General features: G+C 71.9%; 10 protein-coding genes. 7 read left to right on the top strand and 3 right to left on the bottom strand.

What is annotated here, in order from left to right; genetic code table 11:
• Window positions 1-7 precede the first annotated feature (7 nt).
• The gene (locus BM204_RS13380; RefSeq protein WP_091114198.1) at window positions 8-979 is read left to right on the top strand and encodes an SGNH hydrolase domain-containing protein; all 972 of its coding nucleotides are present in this window, start codon (window positions 8-10) and stop codon (window positions 977-979) included.
• Window positions 980-996: 17 nt separating this feature from the next.
• Here BM204_RS13380 and BM204_RS13375 read toward each other — a convergent pair whose 3' ends face one another.
• Together BM204_RS13375 and BM204_RS13370 are read right to left on the bottom strand one after the other, a co-directional pair.
• Entirely contained in the window at window positions 997-2,736 is a 1,740-nt protein-coding gene (locus BM204_RS13375; protein ID WP_091114192.1) for a sensor histidine kinase, read from the bottom strand.
• Between the two features lie 25 nt (window positions 2,737-2,761).
• Window positions 2,762-3,433: a response regulator gene (locus BM204_RS13370; RefSeq protein ID WP_091114191.1), complete on the bottom strand. Its 672-nt coding sequence runs from the start codon at window positions 3,431-3,433 to the stop codon at window positions 2,762-2,764.
• A 166-nt stretch (window positions 3,434-3,599) separates the two neighbouring features.
• Here BM204_RS13370 and BM204_RS13365 point away from each other — a divergent pair, with 166 nt between their 5' ends.
• From BM204_RS13365 to BM204_RS13340, 6 genes are all read left to right on the top strand, one after another.
• Window positions 3,600-4,442: a nitroreductase family protein gene (locus BM204_RS13365; RefSeq protein WP_143099770.1), complete on the top strand. Its 843-nt coding sequence runs from the start codon at window positions 3,600-3,602 to the stop codon at window positions 4,440-4,442.
• The gene (locus BM204_RS13360) at window positions 4,439-5,464 is read left to right on the top strand and encodes a nitroreductase/quinone reductase family protein (protein ID WP_091114187.1); all 1,026 of its coding nucleotides are present in this window, start codon (window positions 4,439-4,441) and stop codon (window positions 5,462-5,464) included. Before BM204_RS13365 ends, BM204_RS13360 begins: the two co-directional genes overlap by 4 nt.
• Before the next feature lie 133 nt (window positions 5,465-5,597).
• Window positions 5,598-7,043: a cytochrome ubiquinol oxidase subunit I gene (locus BM204_RS13355; protein ID WP_218031208.1), complete on the top strand. Its 1,446-nt coding sequence runs from the start codon at window positions 5,598-5,600 to the stop codon at window positions 7,041-7,043.
• A 16-nt stretch (window positions 7,044-7,059) separates the two neighbouring features.
• A complete protein-coding gene (cydB, locus tag BM204_RS13350; RefSeq protein ID WP_091114184.1) occupies window positions 7,060-8,085 on the top strand; it encodes a cytochrome d ubiquinol oxidase subunit II in 1,026 nt (341 codons plus the stop codon).
• Entirely contained in the window at window positions 8,082-11,456 is a 3,375-nt protein-coding gene (cydD, locus tag BM204_RS13345; RefSeq protein ID WP_091114182.1) for a thiol reductant ABC exporter subunit CydD, read from the top strand. The genes cydB and cydD overlap by 4 nt, the downstream gene beginning before the upstream one ends.
• Window positions 11,457-11,575: 119 nt before the next feature.
• Window positions 11,576-12,157 carry a hypothetical protein gene (locus BM204_RS13340; protein ID WP_091114180.1) on the top strand — a complete coding sequence of 194 codons (582 nt, stop codon included), beginning with the start codon at window positions 11,576-11,578 and terminating at the stop codon, window positions 12,155-12,157.
• A 103-nt stretch (window positions 12,158-12,260) separates the two neighbouring features.
• Here the strand turns inward: BM204_RS13340 and BM204_RS13335 are convergent, their stop codons facing one another.
• Window positions 12,261-12,902: a class I SAM-dependent methyltransferase gene (locus BM204_RS13335; RefSeq protein WP_170259148.1), complete on the bottom strand. Its 642-nt coding sequence runs from the start codon at window positions 12,900-12,902 to the stop codon at window positions 12,261-12,263.
• Between the last annotated feature and the right edge of the window lie 60 nt (window positions 12,903-12,962).

Raw genomic sequence — 12,962 nt, 5'->3', positions numbered from 1 at the left:
GCATGACATGGACCCTCGGCACCCCACCGGCCCCGCACTGAGCCGCGTCCGGACGAGGGCCGTCGTCGCCATCGTCCTCGCGGTCGTCGCCATGCTCGTCCTGCAGGGACCGCCGGTCTCGAGCGCCCCCGTTGCGAGCGCCGCCACGGCCGAGGTCGACCCGAGCCAGGACGTCCCCTCGCTGCCGCAGGAGTGCATCCGCTACGCGATCATCCCGCCGGTCCCGGTCGCGTGTCACCTCACGCCCTACCGAGCCAAGCGCCCCACGGTCGTCCTCTGGGGTGACTCGCACGCCTGGCAGTACATCCCGGCGGTCCGCAACGCCGCCATCGCCCGTGGCGCCAACCTGACGGCCTTCGTCCTCGGTGGCTGCCCCCCGGTCAAGGTGCCGATCGACCGGGCTCCCCGCAACCCCAAGTCGTGCGCGACCAACAACTACCTGGCGATGAAGTACGTCATGCGCCTCCAGCGCGGCGACCAGGACGTCCGGGTGCTCCTCGGCTCCCACTGGGCCGGCTACCGGAGAGCCGCCCGGGAGAGCACCATCGGGCCGCTCGCCCCGCTCTTCGGCTACGACGAGACGACCCAGGGCAAGGTCGAGCTCTTCGAGTCCAGCGCTGCCGCCCTGTTCCCGGCCCTGGGCCGCGTGGGCGTGGACGTCGACGTGATCGGGCAGACCGCGACCGTGCCGCGCGTGACGCTGCCGTGCACCCGGGGCGAGGACCCCTACTCCTGTGACGTGCTGCGCGCTCGCGCGATCTACGACGAGGACGAGACGGAGGCCTGGCTGCGCGAGCGCATGCAGGACCTGGCGGGCACGCCCCGGCTGATCGACGTCAACAGCGCCTACTGCGGGCAGGTCATGTGTCGGGGCATCCAGGACGGGATCCACACCTTCTACGACGACCTGCACCTCAGCGCCACGCGCACCAGCACGCTGACCCGGTTCTTCACACCGTCCATGCGCGCCCTGCGCTGAGGTGGAGACCGACGGGCTCAGCCCAGGGGGACCGACCACTCCACCGTGGTGCCACCACCGGGGGTTGACGTGATTGTGCACCGACCACCCAACCGCTCGGCGCGCTGTCGCATGTTGGACAAGCCGCTCTCGGTCACGTCCTGGGGCACACCGCGGCCGTCGTCCCGCACGACCAGCCGCACGTCGTCCACGGCACTGAGCAGCACATCGACCGCGCTGGCGCCGGAGTGCCGGGCCGCGTTGGAGAGTGACTCCCCCAGCACCGCCAGCACGTCGGGGACCACCTGGGTGGTGATGCGGGTGCGCACCGGGCCCTCGAACCGCAGCGACGGGGTGAAGGTGAGCGTGGTCGCGGCCCGGTCGACGATCCTGGTCACCTCGGCCTGCACGTCGGTGGCCTCGTCGAGGGCGCTGAGCGCGAAGATCGAGCGTCGGATGTCCTTGATCGTCGCGTCCAGGTCGTCGACGGCGGCACTGAGCCGGGTCCGGAGCTCGGGGCGGTCCGCCAACGGGCTGGCGCTCTCGAGGCTGAGCCCGATCGCGAAGAGCCGTTGGATCACCAGGTCGTGCAGGTCGCGACCGATCCGGTCACGGTCCTCGAAGAGGGCGAGCCGCTGCTGGTCCTCCCTGCCCCGGGCGACCTGGAGGGCCAGGGTGGCCTGCTCGGCGAAGCTGGCCGGGAGCGTCGGGTCGAGCGACTGGTAGCCCGACAGTCGTTCGCGGGTCCAGCCGAGCGCGAGGGCACCCTCCATGGCCTCACTGCTGCGGAGGGGGACGACGATCGCGGGCCCGACGGCGGGCCAGCCGAGCAGCGTGGTGACGTCGACCGCGCGCGGGTCCAGTGCCATGTCCTCGACGGTGATGGCGACACCGGCGCGCACCACGTGCCCGGCCAGCGAGCTCTCCAGCGAAATCTCGCTCATCGCGACCAGGTCAGCCTTCGCACCGGACACGACCTGGAGCTCCAGGCTCTCGACGTCGGCGCCCGCCACGATCCACGCCAGGTCGGCCCCCGACACGGCGCGGGCGCGGTCCACGACCAGCTGGAGGGACTCCGGGCCCGCTGGTGCTGCTGACAGGAGCGCCGCGATCTCGGCGGTGGCGGCCAGCCACCGCTGACGCAGAGCGGCCTCCTCGTGGAGACGCGCGTTCTCCAGTGCCACGCCGGCGGCGGCTGCGAGCGCCACGACGATCTCCTCGTCCTGCAAGGTGAAGTCGCCGCCACCGACCTTCTCGGTGAGGTAGAGGTTGCCGAAGACCTTGTCGCGGATGCGCACGGGCACCCCGAGGAAGGACCGCATCGGCGGATGGTTCGCCGGAAAGCCGTACGACGCCGCGTGCTCGGCGATGTCGTGCAGCCGCAGCGGCTCGGGTCGGTCGATGATCAACCCCAGGAGGCCGTGCCCGGTGGGCAAGTCACCGATCTCCCGGATCTGCTCCTCCGTCGCGCCGTGCGTGACGAAGAGTCGCAGCCGCCGGTCCGGTCCGTCGCCGAGGACGCCCAGCGCGGCGTACCGGGCACCCGCGAGGTCCCCCGCGATCCGCACGATGCGGCTGAGGAGCCCGTCGAGCGAGAGGTCGGCCGCCATGGTCACGACCGCGTCGAGCAGCAGCTGCCAACGCGCTTGCTCGTCGAGCACCCCGTGCACCCGGTTCAGGACCTCGCGCAGGAGGTCGTCGAAACCGGTTTCGGCCAGGGCGGGCGGGCGCGCGGGCGTGCTCTGCCCCGGCTCCGGGGCTCCCCCCACGTCACTCATGGGTCGAGCCTAGGGCACGGAAGGGTCAGGACTGGGCGTGTTTGGTCGCGAAGATCGCAGCCTGGGTGCGGCTGCTGAGGCCGAGCTTGGCGAGCATCGAGGAGACGTAGTTCTTGACCGTCTTCTCCGCCAGGAACAGCGTGGCACCGATCTGGCGGTTGGTCATGCCCTCCCCGATCAGCTCCAGGATCCGCTGCTCCTGGGGGGTGAGCTGCTGGATGGTGGGGTCGACGTGGGGCCCGCGCCGCACCCGCTCGAGCACCTGAGCGGTGACGGCCGGGTCGAGCATCGACTGCCCAGCAGCGACGCGACGCACCGTGTCGACGAGGTCGTGGCCGCGCACCTGCTTGAGGACGTAGCCGGCGGCGCCGGCCATGATCGCGGAGAACAGTGCCTCGTCGTCGTCGTAGGACGTGAGGATGAGCGCGTGGATCGTGGGGTCGACCGAGCGCACCTCGCGGCACACGTCGATGCCGGTGCCGTCCGGGAGCCGGCCGTCGAGGATGGCGACGTCCGGACGGAGGGCGGGGATGCGGGCGGCGGCCTCGACGGCCGAGCCGGACTCCCCCACCACCACGATGTCGCCCTGGCTCTCCAGCAGGTCCTTGATGCCTCGCCGGACGATCTCGTGGTCGTCGAGCAGGAAGACCTTGATGGGTGTGGCGCGTGCGGTCTCACCGCTGGTTTCCTCGGTCATGTCCTCACTCTAGGGCGCCCTCACGTAGGTCGGTCGGGTCCTGAAGCCCCGGGCCGAGGGGACCTTCGTCCCTGGGGAAGCGGCGTCGGTGCGCCCACTCTGGGATTCACGACACGTCTTCGGGGCCCCACCCACTTCCCGGACGTGAGCCCCGATGGAGGACGTGATGGCCGACACCCGATGCATCGTCGAGACCCGACGCGTCGTCGAGCTCGCCTGCGCGGCCCCCAGCGTGCGCAACTCGCAGCCCTGGCTGTGGCGGCTGGGTGATCACCGGATCGAGCTGCACGCCGACCAGTCCCGCCGACTCCCGCTCACCGATCCGCGCGGTCGGGGGGTGATCCTCAGCTGCGGTGCAGCGTTGCACCACGCCCGTGTGGCGGCTGCGGCCCTGGGCCTTCCGGCACAGGTGGAATACGCACCCGACCTCGACCGTCCGAGCCACCTGGCCACGCTCCACCTCACCCCGGGCGAGCCCAGCGCCCTCGCGGCCGCCGACCTCGACGCCCTCGCCAAGCGCTGCACCGACCGTCGGCGCTTCACCGCGTGGCCGGTGCCGGACGAACGCCTGGCGACCCTGGCCTCCACAGCCTCGGCGCCGGGGACGCAAGTCCTGCCCCTGCTCGACATCGGCCCCCGGCTCCGGGTGGAGCTGCTCGTCAACCGAGCGGTCGACCGCCAGGAGCACGGGCACAGCCCGCGTGGGGAGCACGTCGAGGGGTCCGACGGGCTGCTCGTCCTCCTCACCGAGCGGGACGACCCCCGCGCCTGGCTGAGCGCTGGCGAGGCGCTGAGCCAGGTCTGGTTGGCTGCCACGACGGACGGCCTCTCGCTGGTCCCCCTCAGCTGCGTGATCGAGGACGAGGAGACCCGCTCCGAGCTCCATCGTGAGGTCCTCGGCGGGTTGGCCGAGCCGCAGCTGGTGATCCGCATCGGCTGGCAGCAGATCGGCCGCAGCGAGCTTCGTCGTACGGGGCGGCGAGCCTTCTCCGACATCCTGCTGCCATGAGGACCACGGCCCCCGTGACGACCACCGGCACGCTGGCCACCGACCACCTCCCCCATCTCCGGCCATGGCTCCTGCTGAGCACCGTCGGCGGTGCCGTCGCCGCTCCCGGTGGCGTGCTCCTCGCCAGGTGGAGCGAGCCGCTCACCGAGACGGGGACCGACTGGGCAGGGGTCCTGCTCGGCTCCCTGCTGGCAGGCACGCTCCTGGGACTGCTCCAGGTCCGGGCCCTCCGCACCTGGCTGGCGCCCGCAGACCGCGCCATCTGGGTCGCGGCGACCGCAGCCGCGACCGTTCTGTGCGGAGTGCTGCTCCTGGCGCCGGGCCACCCCGTCACCGCTCCGCTCGGGATCACGCTGAGCGCCGTTGCCGTCGGGGGGGCGCTCGGCGGGGTCCTCGGGTCCCTCCAGGCCCTGCGCCTGACCCACGTGTTCCACCACGCCCGCCGGTGGCCCCTGGCCAGTGCCGTGGGGTGGGGGTCGGCCCTTCCGATCGCGATCTACGCCGTCGTCGCCCCCGGTGCTGACGCCGGATGGCCCACGCAGACCTTGGTGGCGTCGGCGGGCGGCGCCCTCGCCGGAGCGACGTACGGCCTCCTCACGGGGCTGCTGCTCCCCACCCTCGCCGGCTCACGCCCGGTGGACCGCCTCGTCCTGTGGCTGCTGGAGTCGCGGTGGCACGACCGTCTCTCCGTCCACCTCGTCGGCCTCGGGGTGGTCGGTCGTCAGAGCGGGCTGCTGCATCGGCTGCCCGTCCTGGCCGCCTCGACCCACGGTCGGCTGGTGGTGCTCGTCAGTCATCCGAAGAGCCGGACGTGGTGGCACAACATCGACACGGAGCCCGACGTGGAGGTGCTGCGTGGCGGGGTCTGGCTGACGGCCCGGGCCTCCGTGGTGCGTCCTGGTGACCAGGGCTGGCTGGAGGCCTACCGGGTCCACTGCACGTCGCGCCCCCAGGTCCAGGTCCCCCCGGACACGCCGTGGGTCGTTCTCGACCTGCGGCTCACGCGACGCGTCGATCACTGAGAGCTGGTCACGGAGAGCTGTGTCACCCGGGACGGGACCAACGTCCCGTCACGTCGGGACCCACGCCTGTGCTGACGGAGTCGTCGACCGCCCAGGGTGAGAGAGCACCAGCCCCCTGCTCAGGAGATCACCCGTGGACATGTTGGACATCGTTCGATGGCAGTTCGGCATCACGACCGTTTACCACTTCCTGTTCGTCCCCATCACCATCGGACTCACGGCCATCGTCGCGGGCTACGAGACCGCCTGGGTCCGCACCCGTGACGTGCGCTGGCTGCGCCTGACGAAGTTCTTCGGCAAGCTGCTGCTGATCAACTTCGCCATCGGCGTCGTGACCGGCATCGTCCAGGAGTTCCAGTTCGGGATGAACTGGAGCGACTACTCGCGCTTCGTCGGCGACGTCTTCGGCGCACCTCTCGCCATCGAGGGTCTGGCGGCCTTCTTCCTCGAGTCCACGTTCCTCGGGCTCTGGATCTTCGGCTGGGACCGGCTGCCGGCCAAGCTGCACGCGGCGTGCATGTGGATCGTGCACCTCGGGACGCTCCTCTCGGCCTACTTCATCCTCGCGGCCAACTCGTTCATGCAGAACCCCGTCGGCTTCGCCTACAACCCGGACACCGGACGGGCTGAGATGAACGACTTCGCAGCCGTCATGTTCAACAAGGTCCAGCTCGTCACGTTCCCCCACACCGTTCTCGCCGCCTACATGACGGCCGCGGCGTTCGTCGTCGGCGTCGTCTTCTGGCAGCTGCGCCGGGCCGGTGCCGACGAGGAGCGCTCGATGTATCGCTCTGCCGTGCGCACCGGCGCCGCGATCGTGCTGGTGACGGGCATCGCGGTCGCGGTCAGCGGTGACTTCCAGGGCAAGATCATGACCGAGGTGCAGCCGATGAAGATGGCGGCAGCAGAGGCCCTCTACGACACCGAGGCCCCGGCCGACTTCTCCGTCTTCACCATCGGCACGCCCGACGGCAAGACCGAGAAGTTCGCGATCAAGCTGCCGGGTGTCCTGTCCTACCTGGCCACCGGCACCACCGACGGCGAGGTGCGCGGCATCAACGACCTGCGCGCGGAATACGTCGAGACCTACGGCGCCGACCCGGGTGCGACGTACTACTCCCCCGACGGCTACACCCCGATGATCCCCGTGACCTACTGGTCGTTCCGGCTGATGATCGGCCTCGGCATGCTCGGCGCCGCCATCGCCGCCTGGGTGCTGCTCGCCACCCGCAAGGGCCGCACACCCGGTGGCCGGCTGTTGACGGTGGCGGTGCTGACGCTCCCGTTGATGCCGCTCTTCGCCAACTCCTTCGGGTGGATCTTCACCGAGATGGGCCGCCAGCCGTGGGCCGTCTTCGGGCTGATGACGACCGCGCAGGCCACGTCGCCGTCCGTGTCGGCCACCGAGGCCCTGATCTCGCTGGTCACCCTGACGTTGCTCTACGGCGTGCTCATGGTCATCGAGCTCAAGCTGCTCTTCACCTACATCCACCGCGGTGCGGACCCGATCCACACCGACGACCTGCCGCCCGCGCAACCCGACGGTGACGTCGACCGCCCGCTCGCGTTCGCCTACTGAGAGCCGGAGACCTGTCATGGAGCTCACCACCGTCTGGTTCTGCCTGATCGCCGTCCTCTGGATCGGCTACTTCGTCCTCGAGGGCTTCGACTTCGGGGTCGGGATGTTGCTGCCCGTCCTCGCCAAGAACGACACCGAGCGACGCGTCCTCATCAACACGATCGGTCCCGTCTGGGACGGCAACGAGGTGTGGCTCCTCGTCGCCGGCGGCGCGACCTTCGCGGCCTTCCCGGAGTGGTATGCCACGTTGTTCAGCGGGTTCTACCTGCCGCTGCTGCTGATCCTGGTCGCCCTCATCGTGCGGGGCCTGGCCTTCGAGTACCGCGCCAAGCGGGACGACGCCCAGTGGCGCTCCCGGTGGGACCTCGCGATCATCATCGGCTCGTTCGTGCCCGCGCTGCTGTGGGGGGTCGCCTTCGCCAACATCCTGCGCGGGGTCCCGATCGACGCCGACATGGAGTACGTCGGCGGCTTCTTCAACCTGCTCAATCCCTATGCCCTGCTGGGCGGACTGACCACCCTCTCGCTGTTCCTCACCCACGGCGCCGTCTTCATCTCGCTCAAGACCGACGGCCGCATCCGTGAGCACGCGCGCGAGCTGGCAGCCCGCATCGGGGTCGTCGCTGCCGTCATCACCGTCGTCTTCCTCGGCTGGACCCAGATCTCCACGGGTTCGATCGCCTCGGCCGTCGCCTTCACGGCGGCCGCGCTCGCCCTGGTCGGCGGCTTGGTCGCCATCCTCGGCGGCCGGGAGGGCTGGGCCTTCCTCGGCACCTTCGTGGCGATCGGCCTCGGCGTCGCCGGGCTCTTCCTGGCCCTGTTCCCCGACGTCATGCCGACCACGCTCAGCGACGGTGTCGGTCTCACCACGACCAACGCTGCGGCCACGGCCTACACGCTGAAGATCATGACGATCGTCGCGGTCATCTTCACCCCGCTGGTGCTCGCCTACCAGGCGTGGACCTACTGGGTGTTCCGTCGCCGCATCTCCGTGGACCACATCCCCGCGCACCCGACGACCCCCGCCACCAGCGCTCGATGAGACCGACGGACCCTCGGCTCCGACCCGTCCTCGCCCCCGCACGCCGGCCGCTGGCCGGCGTCGTGGGGGCGGGCGTGCTCACCAGCCTGCTCGTCATCGCCCAGGCCTGGGCCGTGACCGGCCTGGTGATCGCGGTCGTCACCCACGGACGTCTCGGCCCCTGGGTCGTGGGGGTCCTCGCGCTCGTGGGGGCCCGCGCCCTGACGGCGTGGGGCTCCGACGTCCTCGCGGCCCGCGCGGCGGCCCTCGTCGCCGACCACCTCCGCGGCACCGTGGTCACGGCCGTCCTGGGCCAGCGCGCGGCCGGACGTCCGACCCTGTCGACGGGCGAGCTGTCGGTCCTCACCACCCGTGGCGTCGCCGCTGCGGAGCCCTACCTCACCAGATACCTCCCAGCCGCCGTGCTGGCCGGGGTCCTGCCGCTGGTAACGCTCGCCGCCATCGCGACCCAGGACCTCTGGAGCACGGTGATCGTCGCGCTCACCCTGCCGCTGGTCCCCGTCTTCGGCGCCCTCGTCGGACTCGCGACCCGGGACCGCGCGCAGGAGCAGTGGGCCGCCATGGCCGCGCTCTCCGGTCACTTCCTCGACGTCATGAAGGGCCTTCCCACCCTCGTCGCCTTCCGCCGCGCCCGCGCCCAGTCTGCCCGGATCGCGCAGATCACCGACCGCTACCGCCGCGCGTCGCAGGCCACGCTCCGGCTCGCCTTCGCCTCGTCGGCGGTGCTCGAGCTCGTGGCCACGCTCAGTGTCGCCCTCGTGGCCGTCGTCATCGGTGTGCGACTGGCCGACGGCGACGTCGGGCTGCGCACAGCCCTGTTCGTCCTCCTCCTCGCCCCCGAGGCCTACTGGCCGCTGCGACGGGTCGGCGCCGAGTTCCACGCGGCTGCCGAGGGAGTGGCGACCTTCGAGGCCGTGGGCACCCTCCTCGAGGGCACGTCGTACGACGACGGCGCGGCAGCGCCGCCTGCCGGCGCCGACCTGGTGCTCGAGGGGCTCTCGGTGACCTACCCGGGCCGGTCCCGTGCGGCTCTCGCACCCCTCGACGCCGTGGTCCCAGCGACGGGGGTGACCGTCGTGGTCGGCCCGTCCGGCTGCGGCAAGTCCACCCTCCTCGCCGCGATCGCCGGGCTCGTCCCGGCCACCGACGGCTTGGTGAGCGCCGGCGGGGTGAAGGCGTCCGGCCGGGCGTGGCAGGAACAGATCGCCTGGCTCCCCCAGCGTCCGGTGCTCGTGTCCGGCAGCGTGGCTGACAACCTGCGCCTCGCGCGGGCCGACGCGACCGACGACGAGCTGTGGGACGCCCTGGCGAGGGTGGCGCTCGCTGAGCGCGTGCGCGACCTCCCCGGCGCCCTCGACGCCCCCATGAGCGAGGACGCGGACAGCCTCTCGGCCGGTGAGCGGGCGCGTCTCGCGCTGGCCCGGGTGGTCCTCGCCCGGCGCCCCTGGGTGCTCCTCGACGAGCCCACGGCACACCTCGACGGGCTCACCGAGCAGGTCATCGCCGACACCATCCTCGATCTCGGCCGCAGCGGCGCCGTGGTGGTCGTGGCACACCGCCCGGCGATCGTCGCGCTCGCCGACCACGTTCTGGAGCTCGTGCCCGCGGCGCTGGCCGCGGCCGCGGCGGCTCCTGTCGAGCCGACCCCTGTGCGCGATGCGGCACCCGCTGCGCCTGCTCCCGAGGCATCTGAGGGACCTGATGCACCCGCCGGGGACGAGCCCGACCCGAGCCGCGGAGCCTCGCTGTGGTCCAGCGTCGTCCTGGGCGCCCTGGCCTCGGCGTCGGGCGTCGCCCTGACGGCGACGGCCGGATGGCTCATCGTGCAGGCGTCCACCCAACCTCCGGTCCTCACCCTGCTCGTCGCGATCGTGGGCGTCCGGCTGTTCGGCCTGGCCCGCCCCGTGCTGCGCTACGCCGAACGGTTGCGCTCGCACGACACCGCGCTGCGGATGCTGGCCCAGCGTCGCGTCCAGGTCTATGACGCGGTCGTGCCACTGACTCCTGGCGGCCTGGGTCGACGCCGCGGCGACGTCCTGGCCTCCATCGTCGACGACGTCGACGGGGTCGTCGACCGTGACCTGCGCGTGCGGCTGCCGCTCGCCAGCCACATCGGTGTCGTGGCCCTGGCCGCCGGTGTCGCCTCGCTGCTCCTCCCCGTCGCCGGGCTCGTCGTGCTCGGCACCGCAGCCCTCGGCTCCGGTTGCGGCTACGTCCTGGCCCGCTTCGGCGCCGGCCGCCGAGAGAAGACGGCCGTGGGACAGCGCGGAGACCTCTCCGACGTCGTCGTCGACGTGGTCCAGGTCGCGCCGGAGCTGGTGATGTGGCAGGCCGAGCGCCGCGCGGTGCGCGCCGTCTCGGAGGCCGGTCGCCGCCTGACCCGCAGCGGCGTGGTGGCGAGCGTGTGGCTCGGCGCCGCACGCGGCCTCGTCCTCCTGAGTGCCGGTGCCGGGGTCACGGTCATGGCGTGGCTCGCCGCTCCCGCCGTCGCGGACGGGCGACTCACCGGCCCGTTGGCAGCGCTCCTGGTGCTCGTGCCGCTCGCGCTGGCCGAGCCCGCCACCCCGGTCGTCGACGCCGGCGCCCTCTCCGCCCGCACCCAGGCGGCCGCGGCGCGGCTGCACCGCCTCGAGCACGGCGTCCCTGCCGTGCGCGACACGGTCGGCACCCGGTCGCCGACCTCGTCGACGATCGAGCTCGAGGGCGTCGCGGCCGGCTGGGACCGCTCACGTCCCTGCCTCGAGGGCCTCTCGCTCGACCTCGGCCTGGGGGCCCGCATCGCCGTGACCGGCCCCTCCGGGTCGGGCAAGAGCACCCTGGCGGCCCTCATGCTCCGCTTCCTCGACCCGGTCCGCGGTGACCTGCGGATGGGTGGCACGGCCTACACCCACCTGGCCCTGGACGACGTGCGCGAGCGCGTCGGGCTCGTGGACGACGACCCCCACGTCTTCGCCTCCACCGTCGTGGAGAACGTGCGGCTGGCCAGGCCCGCAGCCACCGACGCAGACGTCGATCGCGCTCTCCGACGAGCCCGCCTCGGCGACTGGCTCGACGCCCTACCGGACGGCCTGCACACATGGCTGGGAGACGGGCACGCCCAGGTCTCGGGCGGTGAGCGCGCACGGCTGGCGATCGCCCGCTCCTTGCTGGCCGAGCAGGCGGTGCTGGTCCTCGACGAGCCCACTGCCCACCTCGACCACGCCACGGCGGTCGAGCTCGCTCATGAGCTGCTCGACACGACCGATGCGCGCGCGGTCTTGTGGATCACCCACGAGCCGGTCGGGCTGGACCTCGTCGACCAGGTCGTGCACCTCGACGACGTGGCTGCGGTCGCGCGCCGCGGCGTACGTCCCGGACCAGTCCTGGGCTGAGCGGGCAGAAGGTCCCCCCGCCGGGGTGTCCTTCTCCTCTGAACGTCGAGTCCACACGAGGCGATCCTGGAGGCATCGAAGCACCACCCAGGCACCAGCCCCTCGAAGGAGGAGACCTCATGACCACCATCCACAACACCGCCACCGGCTCCACGGTCCAGAGCACCGAAGGCCTCCCGGTGCAGACGCACCTGGCCCAGCGTGTCCTGGCCGTGCTCCGCATCAGCTTCGGCGTCACCTTCCTCTGGGCGTTCTTCGACAAGCTGCTCGCCCTGGGCTTCGCCACCGGCCACGGCCAGGACGGAACCCTCGACCGCTTCGGCGACGCAGCCTGGATCAACGGCGGCAGCCCCACGGAAGGCTTCTTGGCCTTCGGCGCCGACGGCCCCTTCAAGGGCTTCTACAACGCGATCGCCGGCACCTGGTATGCCGACTGGGGCTTCATGCTCGGCCTCCTCGGAATCGGGGTCGCCCTGACTCTCGGCATCGGGATGCGCGCCGCCGCAGCCACGGGCGCCCTGCTCTACGTGATGATGTGGACCGTCGTCCTCCCTCCGGAGAACAACCCGCTCATGGATGTCCACCTCCTCGGCGCCATCAGCCTCGTCGCCCTCGCCGCTCTCGGCGCCGGCAACACCTGGGGCCTCGGCCGCCTCTGGTCCTCGCTGGACCTCGTGAAGAAGAACCCCGTCCTGCGCTGATCTCCGCGCACGCAGCCGTCCGGCCCGCTCCCCATCGAGGGGAGCGGGCCGGACGGCCGTCGTGGGTGCTACCTGCCTCCGACTGCATGAGGGTGGCGCCTCGTCACGTACGACGAGCCACCAGATGCCCGCCCGGCAGCCGCTCCCCTTCCTCGGGCTGACGCACGCCGCGCGCCTGCTCGCGCAGCCCTGCTGCGTGCAGGCGTGCCGACAGGGCGTCAACCGGCCAACTCCAGGCACGCACCACGCGGTGGTCGAAGGCCTCGGGCTCAGCCCCCGGCGCGACCTGGAAGCCGACCAGCAGCAGCCCCCCGGCACGCAGCACGCGGGCGATCTCGGCGAGCAGCCGGTCGAGGTCGTCCGGCGCGGTGTGGATCAGGGAGAACCAGGCCACTGCGCCGTCGAGGCTGCTGTCGCCCAGGGTGCCGCCGACCCGCGCGACCTCGCTCAGCTCGCCAAGGTCGCCGCGCGCGAAGGTCAGGTGCGGGTGCCGCGCGCGGGCCAGGTCCAGGAGGGCGGCCGAGCCGTCGATCCCGATGACGTCGAAGCCGTGGCTCGCCAGGTCCGCGGTCCAGTGCCCCGGACCGCAGCCGAGATCGGCGACGGTCGTCGCAGCCTCCCGCCGCAGCAGGTGCGCGAAGCCCGTGAACACGGCCCGGTCGAGCGGGTGTTGCAGCTCCACGTCCCCGAACAGCTCGGTGTAGACCGCAGCCATGGCGTCGTACGATGAAGCGATCTCGTGCATGCACCGAGTCTCGTCCACGTCCGTCCAGATCCGTCCACAGGGGACGTCGGAGGCCTGTTC

This window comes from Nocardioides psychrotolerans, from assembly GCF_900113685.1.
Lineage (GTDB): Bacteria > Actinomycetota > Actinomycetes > Propionibacteriales > Nocardioidaceae > Nocardioides > Nocardioides psychrotolerans.
The sequence above is the reverse complement of the archived record's forward strand: the minus strand, read 5'-3'. Positions and strand labels throughout refer to the sequence as shown.

What these genes read in the sequence shown, in the direction of transcription:
- BM204_RS13360 (WP_091114187.1), top strand. Translation starts at nt 4,439, where the DNA reads ATGAGGACCACGGCCCCCGTGACGACCACCGGCACGCTGGCCACCGAC.
- cydB (WP_091114184.1), top strand. Translation starts at nt 7,060, where the DNA reads ATGGAGCTCACCACCGTCTGGTTCTGCCTGATCGCCGTCCTCTGGATC.
- BM204_RS13375 (WP_091114192.1), bottom strand. Translation starts at nt 2,736, where the DNA reads ATGAGTGACGTGGGGGGAGCCCCGGAGCCGGGGCAGAGCACGCCCGCG.
- BM204_RS13370 (WP_091114191.1), bottom strand. Translation starts at nt 3,433, where the DNA reads ATGACCGAGGAAACCAGCGGTGAGACCGCACGCGCCACACCCATCAAG.
- cydD (WP_091114182.1), top strand. Translation starts at nt 8,082, where the DNA reads ATGAGACCGACGGACCCTCGGCTCCGACCCGTCCTCGCCCCCGCACGC.
- BM204_RS13340 (WP_091114180.1), top strand. Translation starts at nt 11,576, where the DNA reads ATGACCACCATCCACAACACCGCCACCGGCTCCACGGTCCAGAGCACC.
- BM204_RS13335 (WP_170259148.1), bottom strand. Translation starts at nt 12,902, where the DNA reads ATGCACGAGATCGCTTCATCGTACGACGCCATGGCTGCGGTCTACACC.
- BM204_RS13380 (WP_091114198.1), top strand. Translation starts at nt 8, where the DNA reads ATGGACCCTCGGCACCCCACCGGCCCCGCACTGAGCCGCGTCCGGACG.
- BM204_RS13365 (WP_143099770.1), top strand. Translation starts at nt 3,600, where the DNA reads ATGGCCGACACCCGATGCATCGTCGAGACCCGACGCGTCGTCGAGCTC.